This is a genomic window from Chryseobacterium vrystaatense (genome assembly GCF_000737765.1).
Classification (GTDB): domain Bacteria; phylum Bacteroidota; class Bacteroidia; order Flavobacteriales; family Weeksellaceae; genus Chryseobacterium; species Chryseobacterium vrystaatense.
This window is the reverse complement of sequence record NZ_JPRI01000012.1, coordinates 293,250-311,908: the sequence shown is the minus strand read 5'-3', so window position 1 is coordinate 311,908 and position 18,659 is coordinate 293,250. Positions and strand designations below refer to the sequence as shown.

The following is an 18,659-nucleotide window of genomic DNA, read 5'->3' as shown; positions in this document are numbered from 1 at the left end:
GATTCTAAATAAGGTGTGATAAACCGATCACCATTTTAACATCTAAAATCTGATATCTGAAATCTTACAAATTTCTATATCAATTGTTCAAGGCTCGAAACACTTTTGTTTTTCTGGTAGACTTCCAGTTTCTTTCTGACATATTTCAGAGCAATAGGAGCGAGGTAGATCATAGCAGCACCCAAAAGTTTTTTCTTCCAGTTTGAGCTTTTCATGTTATTTTTAGCGTAATTTCCAACTACTGCGGTGATCCCCAACTTAATGAGGCTGTCCGCAACATTACCACCCAATGCACTGCTTGCAATTCCTACTGCGGTTTGTTTATTAATGAACATATCCTTTACTTCAGAGGTAAGGTGTCTGGCGATAACATCTTTTCGGAGAACTACTTTTTCATCGCCGTCCTGATCTACTTTTTCCTGTAGGTACTGGTCTGTCAGTCCATTTGTAAATGCGCTGAGGCTTTCTTTTGTATTTTTAAAGGTAAGCAGATTTTCAAGGTCATTAATCTCACCCTGGAGCAGTTTTTTCTTTCTTCTCAGTTCTTCAATGCTTTCGTATTTTCTGCCCATAGTTTAATGATTTAAAAATTTAATAACCTGATCTGCGACCATATTGACAAGCTTATTTTTAAAAGCAACAATAAGTGCCATTACTATGACATAAAATCCGGCAACAATTAAGAATCCGTAAGATGTATTGTCAAGTGCCTTGCCGATCAGAAATGCCATTCCAAAATTAAAAAGGATAATAAAAAAAGTAAAAGCAACTAGCAGCACTACAAAGTAGGTAATGAGCCCTGCAGAAAGAGAGGATTTTTCAGTAGCTTCTATTTTCAGAAGGTCTATTCTCTTCGATGCATATTCTTTAATAGTCTCTATCATTGTTTTTTTTTAAAGTTACAAAAAAAGGAACTTTCGTGCAAAAAGTTCCTTCCCATAATTTACTCAAAAAATAAACTATTTTATTTTTTAAGATCGTTCAGTTCTGCTTCTACATCCTTTACTACGTCTGCAGTTTTAGAAACGATTTGATCCTTGTATTTATCATATCCGTCTTTTACCGTATGGGCTACACTGTTGGCTGTTTCTTTAAAAGTAGAAGATATATTACTGTATTGATCTTTTACTTTTTCAGATACCTCGCCATATTTGTTTTTAGCCTGGTCCTTTAGGTCGTCTGCTTTATCTTTGATTTTTTTTCTAGTTTCTTTACCTTCTTCTGGCGCATAAAGCATTCCTAAGATTACACCTGCTGCAGCACCTGCAAGAAGTCCTGCCAATATACCTGCTGTATTTTTTCCGTTTTTAGACATTTTTAGCTTTTTTAATAGTTAATAAATATTAGTTTTTACTAGCATGAAATGTACAATTTGTATACCAAAGGAGGGAGTGTGCCTATTAAAAAGTGTTAAATATTTTTGATATGAGATAAAATCAGATCTATTGTTCCGTCTTTTGTAAGGTTCGTATTGTCAATAACAATAGCGTCTTCAGCCTGCTTCAAAGGAGCTATCTCCCTTTCGCTGTCGATCTTATCACGAACGATCAGGTTTTTCTTTACCTGCTCTCTCTCGGCCTGAATTCCTAAGCTTTCCAATTCAAAATACCTTCTGTTGGTTCTTTCATCAATACTTGCTGTCAGAAAAAATTTATAGTCCGCATTTGGCAGAACTACTGTCCCTATGTCACGTCCGTCCATAATAATGCCACCTTTTTCTGCCAGTGAACGCTGTGAATGGAGGAGGAAGTCTCTTACTTCTTTCTGTTTGGCAACAATACTTACATTGTCGGAAACTTCATTGGTTCGGATTTGTTTGGAAATATCAATATGATTGAGGTAAAGAATGAGCTCACCGTCATTATTTCTGAATTCAAGTTCAATCTGGTCCAGGGAAGAGAAAAGTTTCTGAAGATCTATAGAACCATTCTCATCTATACAGTTTTGTAATGCAAACCATGTTACCCCCCTGTAAAGCGCACCGGTATCCAGATGTATAAGACCCAGTTTATCGGCAATGACTTTAGAAATTGAACTTTTTCCGGTAGACGAGTACCCATCGATAGCTATTACAGGTTTTTTCATACCGCAAATTTCAAGAATTTTTTTAAAAAATCAAGACAACGCAGAAAAAAATATTTATTATTCTAAAGATTCTTTATTTTGAATTACTCTCCTGCATGACTGCTCAGGTCCATAGAAACACCTATCTGGTTCACATTGGAAGAGTTATGATAACGGACGTGAGCGTAGTCTATACGGAATCTTCTCAGCTTAATTCCAAATCCTCCTGAAAGGCCCGAGAAATTTCTCTGGTCTGCCACAGCAAGCTCATTTCCTCTCTTTGCATTATAACCCAATCTGATATTGAATGCTTTTTCTGGAAAAAGTTCTGCTCCGATTGAAAAGTGGTCTGCCAGTTTTCTGCCAAAATTGACTTCCTGTCCGTTGACATTATATTCCGACGAAATATCGAATTTCTGAAGATCGTGGGCAGTAACCGTAATAGCAAGAGGTATTGCTTTTAAGATTCTGGTGTATCCCATATCTACCCTGAACGGAAGATTCTCTCTGGTTCCGTTAAAAGATTTCAGCTGAAAACCGAAATTTCTCATAACAAGAGACAGCACTTCTTTATTCTTTTTATTATGATAGGTAATTCCCGCATTCCCTGAGACTGCGGAAGAAGTATAGTTGTCGATTTTTGAAGTGATAAAATTGATGCCTCCACCTATGGTCCAGTCTTCTTCAAACTGGTAGGCGTAACCTGCTCCAATTGCCACATCTGAAGCCTTGAATTCTCCGTTTTCAGAACCGCTTTCATCAGTTCTCGGAATACTTCCATAGCTCATGTATCTGGCATTCACTGTCGCCATATGCCCGTTGTCGAAATCGCTGGCATAAGCAACAGTACCATATTTAGAGTCGGCAAGGTAGGCTGCAGCGTTCACTGATAGCTGTTTGTCTGAATCTCTATTCAAGAGAGACGGGTTTGCAATAGCAAAGGAAACATCATGATCTCTGATGGAAATTACATCGCCACCTAGGGCAGCCTGTCGGGCAGATACAGGGATGTTTAAGAAAGGATAAACATTTGTTCCTGTTTGCGCATAAGAAACAATTCCTGACAGAAATAATGAAAAAATGATAGTTTTCTTCAATTCAATTTATAATTAATGCAAAAATAATCCTTTTTCGTACTTATCAAAATATTTCTGACATTATTTCTACGTAAATATTTTTCTTTTTTCAATATTTTTAATGATTATATTTGCAAAGTGAAATTTCGGAGAAAATTCCTCCGGTAAAGTTTATTAAAAATTAAAGATGAAATATAAAAGAATCCTTCTAAAACTGAGTGGCGAGGCCTTAATGGGGAACAGACAATATGGTATAGACAATGAAAGGCTGCAGGAATATGCTGCTGAGATTAAAACTGTAGTGGAAAAAGGCTGCGAAGTTGCGATTGTCATTGGAGGAGGAAATATTTTCCGTGGTGTAGCAGGAGCTGCAAAAGGAATGGATAGAGTACAGGGGGATTATATGGGAATGCTGGCAACAGTGATAAACGGAATGGCTCTTCAGGGGGCATTGGAAGATGCTGGAATCAAAACAAGACTTCAGTCTGCTATCGAAATGGACAAGGTGGCTGAGCCTTTCATTAAAAGAAGAGCAGTAAGACACCTTGAAAAAGGAAGAGTAGTGATCTTCGGGGCAGGAACCGGGAATCCATATTTTACTACAGATACGGCAGCTACATTGAGAGCTATCGAAATTGGAGCTGATGTCATTTTAAAAGGAACAAGAGTAGATGGAATCTATGATATGGATCCGGAAAAAAATGCAAATGCTGTAAAATATAACTCTCTGTCATTTGACGAAGTATATGCTAAAAATCTTAAAGTAATGGATATGACAGCCTTTACATTAAGTCACGAAAATAAATTGCCGATCATTGTATTTGATATGAATAAAGACGGTAATTTAGAGAAGATTGTTGATGGAGAAAATGTTGGAACTTTAGTAGATTTGTAGATGAGAGACAGAAGATGATAAGTAATTTGAAGATTTAAATATTTAATGATTTAAAAAAATCAGCAATTTTTAGAAATTACCTGCTTGTTACTCACTTCTGATTATCTATTGATCAACAACTATAAAAATGTGCAATTTATCAAATTTTAACTATATAATGGAAGAATTAGATCTTATATTAGAATCTGTAAAGCAAGACATGGATGGTGCTGTAAAGCACTTGGATCATGCGTTTCAAAGAATTAGAGCAGGGCGTGCTTCTACGTCAATGGTTCAGGATGTAATGGTAGAATATTACGGAGCTCCGACTCCTATCAATCAGGTAGCTAATGTTTCAGTGCCGGATGCGATGACCATTTCTATTCAGCCTTGGGACAGAACAGCCATCGGTGCTATTGAAAAAGCTATTATCAATTCAAATTTAGGTTTTGCACCTTCTAATAACGGGGAAAATATTATCCTTAACGTTCCACCTTTAACAGAGGAGAGAAGAAAGGAATTGGCAAAACAGGCTAAAGTAGAAGCAGAAAATACAAAAATAACAGTAAGAAACGCAAGACAGGACGGTTTGAAAGAACTTAAGAAACTGGAAGGTGTTTCTGAAGATGTTGTAAAAGGTGTGGAAGAAGAAATCCAGGGCTTTACTGACAAATATGTGAAACTTTGTGATGAGCATCTTAAGACCAAAGAGGCTGAAATTATGAAAGTATAATTTTCAGGCTTACCAAAATATATAAAGCACCTTTAAAGGTGCTTTTGTTTTATATCATAATAAGGTGGTTTTGAAAATGGGCACTGCATTTCCTTTGATCTTCACCTGTTCCGGTAACCCGTTATTGACAGTTACTTTTACATTTACCATTCCGGGGCGATTGATTTGTTCACCTTGTCTTCCATTAAATTCAAAATAATCATTCTCATAATTTACCAGTTTATTCTGAACCAGGTATCCACCCAGAGGACCATTAGCATTTCCGGTTACAGGATCTTCTGCAATTCCTATGGCAGGAGCAAACATCCTTCCATAGGTAAGGATATTTTCATCATCTGAATCAAATGTAAATACGAAATAACCATTGCATCCTATTTCATTGCTTAGCTTCATCAGGGAAATCATATCCGGATGCAGTTGATTGAGTTTCTTTCTGCTTTTTATACCTATCATCACTTTTGAATGACCGGTAGAAGCGATCTGAACAGGGCAGTTTTCTTCAAGATCGGAAAAATTAAGACCTAATGCGGAAAGTATTTGTTCCGTAATCATATCGCCAAAGGCCGGGCTTAAGGTAAAAGCTCCCTGGGTCATGGTAATTTGATAGTCATGATCTGTTTTTTCCACTTCGACAGGAAGAATCCCAATTTTGGTACTGATCCGTAAAATGCAGGAGTTGAGATTGTCCTCCAGTGCTTTGGCATAAAGTGCAGCTATGGTGGCATGTCCGCAGGAAGGGACTTCTATGGATGGTGTAAAATATCGGATAGTATAATCAATGTCGGGGTTGTTTGTAGAGGAAAAAATAAAAGCAGTTTCTGAATTATTCAGTTCTTTGGCTATTGCCTGCATATTCTCATCACTCAGTCCATCTGCATTAATGACAACACCGGCGGGGTTTCCTTTGAATTTTTCTGTGGTAAAAGAGTCTATCTGATAAATTAGTATTTTCTTCATTTCTAAGATTAAAATCGAAGTATAAATATAGGTAAGAGTTTCTGTTCCTGAATTGACAATTGGCAATTTCAGAAATATAAATTTTTAAGATAGGTTTGAAATTAGTGCTTTCCGAATGTGATGATTTATTTACAGACATTTTACTTCTCCTTTTTTATCTTTGTTTTTTAGTAAAGACTTATAGGTTGTCATAAGCTCATCTATATTGCATCGGGTTTCCTTACTTGGAATTTTGTCTGGAGAAGGTTTGTCTGTCTCATTAGACCTTATAGAATACTTTTTTTCCAGACACTTAATGGGCTTATTGTTTTGGATATACACGCGACTTTCGGTGATATCATCTTTCGTGATCGGTTTTTCCGGTGTCCCTCCATCAAAGTTCCATCCTGTATCTTCTTTAAAAATAAAAAAAACATTTCCATCTTTGATAAAATATTGTTCTGTAGAACCGAAATGGCTCTGTTCATCATATGAATGTTCAATAATTCTTATACTTTGATTATCCGAATAAAAAGTGACCTTTCCTGTTATTTCGTCATTGCAGTTGTAGGTAAAACCAGTTGTGTTAAGCTTTTTTGCCTTCAGTTGTGTCTGAAGACGGTTGTATTCTTTTTTAATTTCATCGATTGGATCTACGGTACTTTTGGTCTGCACTGAATCTTTCAGGCTGTCTGTGAAAACAGATGAGTTATGACTGGCTTTATCCTGATCACTTTTACATGAAAGTATAAAAATAAGAACTGCTGAGAATAGTATTGTTTTCATATCCTAACTTATTTTGATGTATAATAATTGACTAAAACGATAGAGGCTACCTGTATTTTAAAAGAAGAATAAAAGTGTAAAAGGCAGAACAGTCTTCCTGTAAAAACAGGTGTCCAAAATAGAAAAAAGATTCAGAAATTCTGAATCTTTTTTCTATTATATCAATGAAATCTATTTACAGTTTTCGTTGTAGTCGGTGATAACCTCTTCCACAATTTCCGGAACATTTGACATCACGTCATCGATCTGGCTTTTGATCAGTTTTCCAAGTCCTGATCTCTTTTTCTCGTCGTTTTTAAGTGACGCATATGAGCCGCTTGTCAGTTTACCTTTTGCATAGCTGCAGTCTGCGATGATTATTTTAGCTTTTGCCAAAGTCAGTTCTTCGATCTTACCTCCTTTTTTAGAGTAAATATAAGATGGCGAATTTCTCATTCTTGCCGTTTCTTTTTCAGCTACCTCGATCTGGCCTCCTGCAGAAAATGTAGTAGGGTAGCCATATAGTTTATATACTTTGATCTTACCGTCTTTTACCACTTCTGCGAATTGAGTGCTTTTCGTTAGATTATTAAAAGCTTTTATATTGCCGCTTAAACCTCCTGTTGCTGTATTGAATCCTTCTTTGGTATTGGTGTATTTGATCATTTCAAAATGCCTTTCTTCGTTGTTTTCATCATAGGCTACATATTCCTTAATGTCATCAGGATCAAGAGTTTTGAATTTCTGTTTTTTCTTAGACTTATCAATGTCAGATACCGCAACGAACTTTACTTTTTTCTGATTGCTCCACGGGTTCATGGCATCGCCGTTAAGTCTTACAATTCCTTCAATCTTTTTTCCGCTTTTATCAACAATATAACCGTATTTTTCATCGGTTCTCAATTCATAATCACTGTTGCCATCCTGTGCATAGGCGTTGAAAGATAGGAATGTAAACAAGCTAAATAGTAGTACTTTCTTCATTTAATTATCGTTTTTAACAATTTTTGTAAATATAGGTTTTTATCCCTTACGGTAAAACAGATTGTATACTACCAGCTTTAAAACAAATAAACCCGGAATTTTCCGGGTTAATTATCATATTTAAATTATTCAGTCTTTACTCAAACTTATTGATACCTCTTGTGTTCTTTGGTTTTTGAGAACCTCTTTGTGATGGGTTTAAACAGCGCTTTGTACTTTTCAGCATCAAAAAGCTGGGAGTCTGTCAGTGCTTTATAAGTCATCCATATTCCAAAAGGCAAAAGGATAAGATTAGGAAGCCATGCTGCCAGATAAGGGCTCATTCCTCCACCCCAAGAAATGTTTTCAATACCAAGATTCATTACGTAGAAAACAATAAAAATGATGATGGCAATAATCACCGGAAGTCCCATTCCTCCTTTTCTGATGATCGATCCTAAACTGGCTCCGATCAGGAAGAAGATGATGCATGTTACAGAATAGGAAAGGATTCTCTGCTGATAAATAACTACTTTACTGAAGTATTTAATATTAGAACTGAATTCTGCCTTCTTTCCTGTGCTTGTTGTTTTAAGATTTTCAAGTCTGTTGTAGGAATTATAAAGGATTTCCAGTTTTTTGTCCCCCTTTAAAGTATCCAGTTTTACTTGCTGCTTGGCTATTACTTTGGATTTGTTTTTATCCATATAGCTTACCACAGAATTCGTTTGGCTAAGAACATCAGCACTGATATTGGAAAAGAAAGCCTCATTTTCCTTTTTACTTTTAGCTACTGTTTCATTAAGCTGTCCATATGTTTGAAAACGGTAGTCATCTGTGATCTGCTCTTTCTCAATACCTTTGTTAATGATTTCACTGATGTCAAAATGTGATACCAGAGTGTCAAATTTAATGACCTGGTCCGGCTGTTTAAGTCTTGCATTTTCACCTTTGCCCGCAAAATCGTCTTCAAATACATAGCCGTTATAAAGTTCCAGTTTCAGGAAATTCTTATTGGCAGCAGGTAGGAATTTTCCTTTTGCTGCTACAACTGACTGCTGATTTTCGTAGGTGCTTGCTTTTTTGTGTATAAAAACCCCTTCAATATTTTCTCCATTCTCACCGTAGATTTTATCAAACTTAATCATGTATCCCGGAAGCTGATCAATGAACTGCCCCTGTGTAAAATTGAGTGCAGGTTTGGTCTGTGCAATATTGAAAAGCATATTTTTTGCTTTCTTTTGGAAGTCAGGAATGATATTATTAGAGAAGAAGAACAGCATGACTGCGAGTATGGTTGCCACTCCCAAAAGAGGAGCCATTACTCTGGTCAGGGAGATTCCCGCTGCTTTCATCGCTGCAAGCTCATACCGTTCTCCAAATTCACCGAAAGACATAATACTCGCCAACAGGATTGTAAGCGGAAGTACAAGACTCACAACACTTACCCCCAGGTAAAAAAGAAGTTTGAGGATTTGCCAGTAGCTTAATCCTTTTCCCATGAACTGCCCCAGCTGAACCCAGATAATGTTTACAATAAAGATGAAAAACAAAACGCTGAATATAAAGAAAAACGGTCCAAAGAAGGTTTTTATAATATATCGGTCTAGTATTTTTAACATGCGCCAAAATTAATCAAAAAGCCACAAAGTTTACTTGTGGCTTGTATAATTTTTATTACTTTTTACTTTTAGAGTTCTGTGATCACATAATTTTTAAACTTATTCTTGTCAAAAACAAACATATTGGGATCCAGATCTTGATTTTCCTTGTATTCTTTGATGGCAATTACCGCTACATCTTTGTTGTTTCCGTGCTGTTCAAGTTTTACCATCTGCTTTTTCGCTGAGTCTACAAAAATATAAACAAACTGTATCCCGTTAGATTTTATAGGTGTCAACTTGATAAAGTCCGCATTAACGCCGTTTATATTCTTTTTACCATTGTACGATACATTGTAATCGTTTCTGTAGGTTGACAGATAGTTGATAGGGGAGAACATACTGCTGCTTCCATTAGGTTTTGCAACGGTTACTTCCATATCATCTGCATTGATGTTGTAGATCTTATTTCCATCAAAGATCTGCTCTGTATCCATAATCTTCAACTTATATTTATCTCCTGCAGAATAGTAAATTCCGGGTTCTGTTTTGCTAACCTGTCCGTTAAGTCCTGTTCCGAAAGAAAACTTGAAATAAGAATTCTTTTTGGACTTATAGTTGGCTGTGATGTCGTCGAGAATTTTTTTAGCTTTCGCGTCAATTTTCTGTGCGTCAGCAAATCCTACCGCACCAATGACAAAACTTCCGATTATAACTTTTGAAATAATATTTTTCATTTTCTTATTTAATAAACTTTAAACATTCTAATGCCTCAAGATTCAATTGATAAAGCATTTTTTCCTTAACTACGCAAATCTTCCAAAAACTGTTCCAAAGAATGGAGATCACTGATAATGACCTCTCTGGCTTTTGCACCATTAAATCCTCCTACAATACCGGTTGCCTCAAGCTGGTCCATAATTCTTCCTGCTCTGTTATAACCCAATTTAAGCTGTCTTTGCAGCATTGAAGTAGATCCCTGCTGTGTAGAAACAATAATTCTCGCTGCTTCTTCAAATAATGCATCCTTTTCATTGGGATCAAAAGCACCTACAGTACTTGTAGAATCCTCAGAAACAAATTCAGGAAGTAAAAATGCAGATGCATAACCTTTCTGTTCACCGATATATTCTGCCAGTCTTTCCACTTCCGGAGTGTCTACAAAAGCACACTGAAGTCGTAAGATTTCATTTCCGTTAAAGTAAAGCATATCTCCCTTACCGATCAGCTGATCAGCTCCCGGAGAATCAAGAATTGTTCTTGAATCCACACTTGAAATTACTCTAAAGGCAGCCCTTGCTGGAAAGTTAGCTTTAATCATCCCCGTAATTACATTCACGGAAGGTCTCTGTGTAGCAACGATCAGGTGGATACCTACCGCTCTCGCAAGCTGTGCCAGTCTGGCAATCGGAAGTTCAACTTCTTTTCCTGCAGTCATAATAAGATCTGCAAACTCGTCTACGACAAGGACGATATAGGGTAGAAAACGGTGGCCGTTCTCAGGATTTAATTTTCTTTCAGTAAACTTTTTGTTGTATTCTTTTAAGTTTTTACAGAAGGCATTTTTAAGAAGATCATACCTTGTATCCATTTCTATACAAAGAGAGTTCAGGGTGTTGATCACCTTGTTGGTGTCTGTAATGATTGCTTCTTCAGCATCCGGAAGTTTCGCAAGATAATGTCTTTCAATTTTTGAATACAGTGAAAGTTCTACCTTCTTAGGATCCACCATAACGAATTTCAGTTCGCTTGGGTGTTTTTTGTACAGTAGGGAAGTAAGAATGGCATTGATCCCTACGGATTTACCCTGTCCTGTTGCTCCTGCCATTAGTAAGTGAGGCATTTTTGCCAAGTCAGCCATAAAGACCTCGTTGGAAATAGTTTTACCGAAAACCACAGGAAGATCCATATCGGTATTCTGGAATTTATGAGAAGCGATCACAGAACGCATGGAAACCATGGTAGGATTTTTTCTTGGAACTTCAATTCCGATGGTTCCTTTCCCCGGCATCGGTGCAATGATCCTGATTCCAAGTGCTGAAAGATTCAAAGCAATATCGTCCTGAAGTTTTTTAATAGCAGAAACCCTGATTCCTGCTTCAGGAACTATTTCGTACAAAGTAACGGTTGGGCCAATGGTTGCCTTGATCTCAGAAATACCTACGTTGAAGTTTTTTAAGAGCCCTACAATTTTATTTTTATTTTCTTCTAATTCTTCCTTGTTGATCGAGATTTCTTCATTACCATAATCGGTAAGCAATTCTACTGTTGGCATCTGGAATCCTGCAAGATCAAGTTTGTGATCGTAAAGGCCATGTTTTTCTACCAACTCCTTAGATTTTCTGTCCGACTCGTCCAGGACATCTATTACTGGTGCTACCTCTACATTGAATTTAATATTATCCTGAGGCACTGGCGGAGTTGGAGCCACCGGGGTAATTGCCGGGCTTACCGGACTTATATCAAACGCCTGTTCCGGAGTTGAAGTAGGAACAGAAGGTTTGGTATTCAGATTCAGACTGATTGGTTTTTCTTCCTCTTCAAAAGAAGTATGGTTGGGAGTCACAATAGTTTCTATATCTGTTGCCGGCTGAATTTCAGGAAATCCTTTAGGAACACTTACCGGTTCAGGTTGTTTCGTTTTTGTTTTATTGGTAACCTCCGTAACAGTGACATTGGGTGCTGTTTCTTCAGCTTCTTCTTCAAGTTCCACATCTGCGTCAAAGTTTTCCTCTGAGCTTGGCATCATGGATTTTACTTTGCCGATTGTATTGTCATTAATCTTGTTCAGTTTCGCTTTAATAGAACTTGGACGCAGATTGAATTCCAAAATAAAATATAAAAGAATGCTGGCAGCGAGAACTACCCAAAGCCCTACAGATCCAATAATAGCATTAAGATAATCCATGATCTGATACCCGTAAACACCTCCTAAAACACCCTGTCCTTTAGTTACTGCACCCATAAAAATAGGAAGCCAGCAAATGAAAAACAAAGAATGCCCGATGGTCTTCCATGGCTTGAAAGTTCTTTTTTTAAGGATAAGGGTTCCCACAACCAAAAATAAAAAGGCAATAATAAATGAGGCAATTCCTATGCTTTCAAATATGAAAATGTTGCCCAGCCAGTCGCCGACCTTTCCAAATATATTTGAAGATTTTATAGCTTTATCGGTCATTGTTCCTGCCTGGCTCTGGTCTGCTTTCCAATTCATCAAATAAGAGATGAACGAAAATGCGAGAACAACAGAAAAAAGTATAAAGGTAAGCCCGAAAAATATACGGGGCTTAGATAATATTTTGCCTTTATCAGGCGATTCCGTCGGTTTTGTCTGTGTCTTTTTATCCATAATATCAATGTGGGCAAATTTAATGTTTTTTCAACATTAATAGAATCTTTTTTTATTTGAAAGATAGTGTAATTTAGGTTTATTTTTTAAAATTATACCTGGTTTTTCTGATAATTTTTTTGATTGAAATGTAATACAACAGGTGTTTTTTGAACTAGTTCAAATGTTAGTAACTACAGCTCCACTAATTTTGTTCCATAAAGTTAAAAAATGTAAAAAAAAATGAAAAATCCCTTCAAGAGTGTTCTGGCTTTATGCCTGACTTTAATTTCACTGGTAACAATCAATGCACAACAAAAAAGAAACATGGAAAAAACAGCCTTATTAATTATCGATGTACAGAATGATTATTTTCCTTCGGGAAAAATGGAACTTGCCGGAGCACAACAGGCAGGCAGTAATTCACAAAAGATCCTCGCTTATTTCAGAGAGAACAATCTTCCGGTTGTTCATATCAAACATATTGCAATAAATGAAGGAGCAGACTTTTTCCTCCCAAATACCTATGGAGTGGAGATAAACACTTTGGTTGCGCCAAAAAGCAATGAAAAAGTAATTGTCAAACATTTTCCGAATAGTTTCCGCGAAACAGACCTGTTAACCTATTTACAGAAGGAGAAAATTGAAAGTCTTGTTATTACAGGAATGATGACGGATGTGTGTGTGGACTCAACAACAAGAGCTGCTTTTGATCTTGGATTTAATAATACAATTATTGGAGATGCTACAGCAACAAGAGACAGAGAGCTTAACGGAGAAATTGTAAAAGCTGCGGAGGTACAGAGATCTTTTCTGGCAGGAATATCTGCTTTAGGGAGTCTGTATGCAGAGATTGTAAATACGAGAGAATTTCTACAAGGAAAATAGACTCACACCACAATCAGATTGATAAAGATATCCATATTAAGGGTATCTTTATGCTGAATAAGTATATCAGAAATGTTTGATCTTCTTTATAAAAATATCAGCAGGCACATTCAACTCTCCGATGAAGAGTTTGAGCAGTTTAGTTCATTATTCATGCTTAAGTCCTTTAAAAGAAAAGAGACTGTTCTCAGAGAAGGGGATTATTGTCTTTTCGAAGGATTGGTGCTGAATGGCTGTTTTAAAGTTTTTTATCTTAATGAAAGCGGTTCCGAACAGACTTTGTATTTTGCAGTAGAAGGTTGGTGGATCACGGATATCGACAGTCTCATCAATAATGTTTCAAGCATACTTAATATAGAAGCTCTCGAAAATTCTGATGTCTTTATGATTTCTAAAAAAGACAAAGAGATGCTTTATAATGACATGCCTAAGATTGAAAAGCTTTTCAGGATCATGAATCAGCAGTCGTCGGTTGCTTTACAGAGAAGAATTCTTTCTTTGACTGGCAAAACGGCAGATAAGAGATATCTTGAGTTTTTAGATAAATATCCCGGACTGGAGCAGAGGATTACCCAACAGCAGGTTGCTTCGTATTTAGGAATTACCCATGAGTTTCTTAGCAAAATCAGAAAAAAGATTTCTTTGGGGAAGTAACATTCTTTAATGTCCATGGCTAAAAAAGAAATTTGATTGATTTATAGCTTTGTTTATTAGATTGTTATGTTGTGCATGATGATCGTTGAGAAAATATGACTGCTCCTTTTTGTACAATAAGTACAGCTGAATAAATAGAAGATCTCAATAATACGGATAGGTATATTGCATCTTGAACTTTATGATTTTAAAAATTGAATTTTCGTTAATGATTTTATGGTTATTAAGAATGGTTCAAAATAACGCAAATAGGCTTCAAAGTGACAAAAAACAGCTTTTTTTATCCTCTTTGTTGTTTATCATCCTTATTTTTGCATGTCAAGTAAAATAAATCATGAAGAAGCTCCAAGATATTCTTATCTCAACCAGAACAATGGCTGTGCTGTTACTGGTGTATGCATTTGCGATGGCTTATGCAACGTTTTTAGAAAACGATTATGGCACTCCTACAGCTAAAGCTTTAATTTATGAAGCAAAATGGTTTGAATTAATCATGTTTCTGCTCATTCTCAACTTCGTAGGAAATATCGCAAGATATCGACTGTGGAAAAGAGAAAAATGGCCGGTTCTGGTCTTTCACCTTGCCTTTATACTTATTTTTATAGGGGGTGCAATTACAAGATACATCAGTTTTGAAGGCACAATGCACATCCGGGAAGGAGAGACTTCCAACGAGATTGTGACCGATAAAAATTTCTTTAAGATCCAGATCGAGGAGAAAGGCGATGTTCTTAACTATAAGGATGTTCCTTATTTAATGTCTCCTCTGCATAAAGACTTTAAAGCAACCTATGATTTCCACGGAAAAGAAGTAAAGGTTTTCACAAAAGATTATATCCAGAGAAAAAAAGACAGTTTAATTGCTGAGCCCAATGGGGCAGAATATCTACATCTTGTTTCTACGGGAACTACCGGAAGACAGAATATTTATATCAAATCGGGAGAAACAAAATCTATCAACGGAACTTTGGTAACGTTCAACAGAGCGATCGAAGGAGCGGTGGAATTTAAAAAAGAAGATGGGAAAATATTCATCAAAACACCTGTTGACGCTGCCTTTATGACCATGGCAACACAGGCTACAGGAAGCACCAAGAAGGATGAGTTCCAGCCTTTGGTATTGAGAAGTTTATATACCATCAACGAGTTGAAACTGGTTGTACCTGAAGGTCTTAAAAAAGGAAGGCTGATGGCTTTTGAAGGCGATAAAAAGAAAGATGCCATGGTGCCGGATGTAATGAGAATAGAACTCCAGGGGCCAAAAACCAAGCAAATGGTTGATCTTTCCGTAGAAAAAGGAAACCCGAACGCTTACAAACAGGTAACCATGGACGGGCTTAATATTATGGTAGGTTTCGGACCTAAAGTATATACCACTCCATTTGCATTGAAACTGGACGACTTCGTTATGGAAACTTATCCGGGAAGTAGCTCTCCGAGTGCTTACGAAAGCCACGTAAAAATCATTGACGAAGGAAAAGAAACACCCTATAAAATTTACATGAATCACGTTCTTAACCATAAAGGATACCGTTTCTTCCAGTCAAGTTTTGATCCGGACAGAATGGGAACTGTACTTTCTGTGAACCACGACTTCTGGGGAACACTTATTTCTTATATCGGATATGGACTTCTGTTCCTGGGAATGTTTGTAATCTTCTTCTGGAAGGGAACTCACTTCTGGAAATTAAATAAAATGCTGACCGATGTTAACAAAAAGAAAGCAGCAGCAGTACTTTTAGTACTATTAAGTTTAGGATTAAACGCACAGAAAATTGAAACACACGGAACAACCGACGGAAGCAGAGAACATGTACACGTAGAAGGTGACGGACATACTCACGCACCGGCTCCGTCTGCCCAACCGCTTGATGGTGCTGCTCCAAAACAGAACTCTCTGGCTGCTCCATTAAGCAAAATGAGAATGATCACTGCAGATGAGATCATTGCCAGAAATAAAATAAGTAAAGAGCATGCAGACAAGTTCGGATATCTTTTGGTTCAAAACTTTGAAGGTAGAATTGTTCCCATCAATACACAGGCTCTTGATGTTTTAAGAAAACTTTATAAAAAAGATGCATTCAGAGGGACAGACGGTAAATCTCTTACTGCAAACCAATGGTTCTTATCAGTTAATACGGATACTCCAAGCTGGACAATGGTTCCAATGATTACAGTTGAAGCCAAAGGAGGGACTGGTTTACTGAAGAAAACAAAAGCGAATGAGGATGGGCTTACTTCTCTGATGAATCTTTTCCCGGCAGATGCCAATGGAAATTTGACCTATATATTAGAAGATGACTATAATACCGCTTTTCGTAAAAAACCGGCAGAACAGACTGAATACGATAAACAAGTCATCAAAGTAAACGAAAGAGTACAGATTTTTAATGAATTTTTCAGTGGTCAGTTTATGAGAATTGTTCCTGTGAAAAATGATGCCAACCATACATGGCATTCATGGCTGGACCAGAAAATGGAACCGGATATGGAATCTCAGCAGGTTATGGGACCGTATTTTGCAGAAGTACTTCAGGCTCAGAAATCAGGAAACTGGAGTAAAGCAGATACGGAACTGGCTAAACTTTCAGAATATCAGCAGAAGTGGGGTAAAAATGTTGTCCCTTCAAAGTCAAAAGTTGACCTGGAAGTTTTCATGAATGAAGTTAATTTGAACTTCAAGCTTCTAATCTTCTACACGATCATAGGAGGATTACTACTTATTTTAGGTTTTGTGGAATTATTTAAACCTAACAAACTTTTAAAAAAGATAATTAAAGTCATTATTGTACTGGGTTCAATCGGTTATGTTTTACATTTCTTAGGATTGGTAGCCAGATGGTATATTTCAGGCCACGCCCCTTGGAGCAACGGATATGAAGCAATTATCTTTATTTCATGGGTAGGAATTTCAGCGGGTCTGGCTTTATATAGAAACGCAAATGCACTTATTCCTGCGGCTGGATTTATGGTTGCTGTTATTATGATGGGATTTGCGCACGGAGGTTCTTCACTTGATCCACAGATTACACCGCTTGTTCCGGTATTGAAATCATACTGGCTGATTGTTCACGTAGCGATCATTGTATCAAGTTACGGTTTCTTTGCCCTGTCGATGATCATTGCGGTAATATCTCTTGTATTTTATATTATTTCAAATAAAGAAACGTATAAACTTCATCACGATACAACATTGAAAGAATTGGTAATCGTTTCTGAAATGTCACTTACAATCGGTCTTTTTGCTTTAACAGTAGGAAACTTCTTAGGGGGTATCTGGGCCAATGAATCTTGGGGTAGATACTGGAGCTGGGATCCAAAGGAGACGTGGGCTTTCATCTCAATTATGGTTTATGCTTTTGTTTTACACATGAGATTGGTGCCTGGATTAAGAAGCAGATGGGCATTCCATGTAGCAACGATGTTTGCTTTCTGTTCGATGGTAATGACGTACTTCGGAGTTAACTATTATCTGAGCGGACTTCACTCTTATGCAGCAGGTGATCCTGTCCCGGTTCCGGCTTGGGTATACATAGGGTTGGCAACAATGCTTCTTTTAGCAGTTGCATCTTACTTTAAATTTAAAGGTTTAACCAAAAAATAAACCTTCAACACATAACAATTGAAATCCTGGAATTTATTTTCCGGGATTTTTTTTGTGCCGGATTCGGGATACTGCATACGGCTTTTCGGATTATAAATAATGAATTTGAATTCCCAATTCGTTCATCATAATCCCAAGCTTATACCATGAATCTCACATCTGATCTTTCCACCACATAATCCGAATCTTGTCACACGCGATTCATACCGCGAAAAAACTCATCATCAATATCTCAAAATTCAAAACTTATTTATATCTTTATGATATCAAAATAATATCAAATTAAAAATTACAATCATGGAAAAAGTATTAAAGCCCATGTCGGGTTATCTGGCACTGGTATTCTGTCTAATTTTATTTGCCGGAGCTGTTTATTTTTTTATTTCCGGAGTTGAGCAGAGTATTACGTATGTGATTCTTGCAATGCTTTGCTTTCTGCTGTTCTGCTTCTTTCTGAAAGGACTGATGATTATTCAGCCTAATCACTCGAGAGTATTGAATTTCTTCGGAAAGTATGTAGGAACGGTAAAGGATAATGGATTGTTTTTTATCAATCCTCTGTATTCATCACAAAAAATGTCATTGCGTTCAGAAAACCTGCAGGGACAGACTTTGAAGGTGAATGACAAAATGGGTAATCCAATCGAAATTGGAGTGGTAATGGTATGGAAAGTAGGAGATACTTACAAAGCAGCTTTCGATGTTGAGCGGTATTCGGATTTCGTAAAAATGCAAAGTGAGGCTGCCGTTCGTCATTTGGCGATGAGTTTTCCTTATGATAATTTAGAAGATGACCATGCACCCATTACCTTGAGAGAAGGGGGAGATAAGATCAATTCTATTTTGGAACAGGAACTTACCGACCGTCTTTCAAAAGCAGGAATCATCATTCAGGAAGCGAGAATTTCCCATCTTGCTTATGCCTCGGAAATTGCTGGAGCAATGCTTCAGAGACAGCAGGCAACTGCCATTGTAGCCGCAAGAACCAAAATTGTGGAAGGTGCTGTAGGAATGGTTGATCTGGCTTTGAAAAAACTTTCAGCAGAAAATATTGTAGAGCTTGATGACGAAAGAAAAGCAGCTATGGTAAGCAATTTAATGGTGGTACTTTGCGGTGAAAAAGCAGCTCAGCCCATCTTAAATGCAGGAACTCTTTATTAAATGAAGAATTGA

General features: G+C 37.0%; 17 protein-coding genes. 6 read left to right on the top strand and 11 right to left on the bottom strand.

The window, feature by feature from the left end; all coding sequences use genetic code 11:
• Nucleotides 1-74 precede the first annotated feature (74 nt).
• From IW16_RS23725 to porQ, 5 genes are all read right to left on the bottom strand, one after another.
• Complete coding sequence (locus tag IW16_RS23725) at nt 75-572, bottom strand: hypothetical protein (protein ID WP_034750641.1); 498 nt, start codon at nt 570-572, stop codon at nt 75-77.
• 3 nt (nt 573-575) lie between these two features.
• Complete coding sequence (locus IW16_RS23720) at nt 576-884, bottom strand: phage holin family protein (protein WP_034750638.1); 309 nt, start codon at nt 882-884, stop codon at nt 576-578.
• Between the two features lie 80 nt (nt 885-964).
• The gene (locus IW16_RS23715) at nt 965-1,315 is read right to left on the bottom strand and encodes a YtxH domain-containing protein (RefSeq protein ID WP_034750637.1); all 351 of its coding nucleotides are present in this window, start codon (nt 1,313-1,315) and stop codon (nt 965-967) included.
• A 95-nt stretch (nt 1,316-1,410) separates the two neighbouring features.
• Nucleotides 1,411-2,085: a (d)CMP kinase gene (gene cmk / locus IW16_RS23710; RefSeq protein WP_034750634.1), complete on the bottom strand. Its 675-nt coding sequence runs from the start codon at nt 2,083-2,085 to the stop codon at nt 1,411-1,413.
• Between the two features lie 83 nt (nt 2,086-2,168).
• The gene (gene porQ, locus IW16_RS23705) at nt 2,169-3,161 is read right to left on the bottom strand and encodes a type IX secretion system protein PorQ (RefSeq protein WP_034750631.1); all 993 of its coding nucleotides are present in this window, start codon (nt 3,159-3,161) and stop codon (nt 2,169-2,171) included.
• A 166-nt stretch (nt 3,162-3,327) separates the two neighbouring features.
• On the opposite strand from porQ, the gene pyrH reads away from it, so the two are divergent.
• Nucleotides 3,328-4,035, top strand: a complete 708-nt coding sequence (gene pyrH, locus IW16_RS23700; protein WP_034750626.1) for a UMP kinase — start codon at nt 3,328-3,330, stop codon at nt 4,033-4,035.
• A 157-nt stretch (nt 4,036-4,192) separates the two neighbouring features.
• Entirely contained in the window at nt 4,193-4,747 is a 555-nt protein-coding gene (gene frr, locus IW16_RS23695; RefSeq protein ID WP_034750623.1) for a ribosome recycling factor, read from the top strand.
• A gap of 54 nt (nt 4,748-4,801) precedes the next feature.
• Here frr and IW16_RS23690 read toward each other — a convergent pair whose 3' ends face one another.
• The 6 genes from IW16_RS23690 to IW16_RS23665 form a co-directional block, all read right to left on the bottom strand.
• Entirely contained in the window at nt 4,802-5,704 is a 903-nt protein-coding gene (locus IW16_RS23690; RefSeq protein WP_034751370.1) for a PhzF family isomerase, read from the bottom strand.
• 129 nt (nt 5,705-5,833) lie between these two features.
• The gene (locus IW16_RS23685) at nt 5,834-6,469 is read right to left on the bottom strand and encodes a hypothetical protein (protein ID WP_034750621.1); all 636 of its coding nucleotides are present in this window, start codon (nt 6,467-6,469) and stop codon (nt 5,834-5,836) included.
• Between the two features lie 171 nt (nt 6,470-6,640).
• Nucleotides 6,641-7,432, bottom strand: coding sequence for a hypothetical protein (locus IW16_RS23680; protein WP_034750619.1), 792 nt, complete (start codon nt 7,430-7,432; stop codon nt 6,641-6,643).
• A 146-nt stretch (nt 7,433-7,578) separates the two neighbouring features.
• Nucleotides 7,579-9,033 carry an LptF/LptG family permease gene (locus tag IW16_RS23675; protein WP_034750616.1) on the bottom strand — a complete coding sequence of 485 codons (1,455 nt, stop codon included), beginning with the start codon at nt 9,031-9,033 and terminating at the stop codon, nt 7,579-7,581.
• 68 nt (nt 9,034-9,101) lie between these two features.
• Nucleotides 9,102-9,749, bottom strand: coding sequence for a LolA family protein (locus IW16_RS23670; RefSeq protein ID WP_034750613.1), 648 nt, complete (start codon nt 9,747-9,749; stop codon nt 9,102-9,104).
• A 65-nt stretch (nt 9,750-9,814) separates the two neighbouring features.
• The gene (locus IW16_RS23665) at nt 9,815-12,361 is read right to left on the bottom strand and encodes an FtsK/SpoIIIE family DNA translocase (protein WP_034750610.1); all 2,547 of its coding nucleotides are present in this window, start codon (nt 12,359-12,361) and stop codon (nt 9,815-9,817) included.
• Between the two features lie 222 nt (nt 12,362-12,583).
• On the opposite strand from IW16_RS23665, the gene IW16_RS23660 reads away from it, so the two are divergent.
• The 4 genes from IW16_RS23660 to IW16_RS23645 all read left to right on the top strand — a co-directional run bounded on the left by IW16_RS23660 (nt 12,584) and on the right by IW16_RS23645 (nt 18,647).
• Nucleotides 12,584-13,228: a cysteine hydrolase family protein gene (locus IW16_RS23660; RefSeq protein WP_084694612.1), complete on the top strand. Its 645-nt coding sequence runs from the start codon at nt 12,584-12,586 to the stop codon at nt 13,226-13,228.
• Nucleotides 13,229-13,300: 72 nt separating this feature from the next.
• Nucleotides 13,301-13,882: a Crp/Fnr family transcriptional regulator gene (locus IW16_RS23655; protein ID WP_034750607.1), complete on the top strand. Its 582-nt coding sequence runs from the start codon at nt 13,301-13,303 to the stop codon at nt 13,880-13,882.
• A gap of 334 nt (nt 13,883-14,216) precedes the next feature.
• Complete coding sequence (gene ccsA, locus IW16_RS23650; protein ID WP_034750604.1) at nt 14,217-17,486, top strand: cytochrome c biogenesis protein CcsA; 3,270 nt, start codon at nt 14,217-14,219, stop codon at nt 17,484-17,486.
• A 297-nt stretch (nt 17,487-17,783) separates the two neighbouring features.
• Nucleotides 17,784-18,647, top strand: a complete 864-nt coding sequence (locus IW16_RS23645) for an SPFH domain-containing protein (protein WP_034750601.1) — start codon at nt 17,784-17,786, stop codon at nt 18,645-18,647.
• Nucleotides 18,648-18,659: the final 12 nt, after the last annotated feature.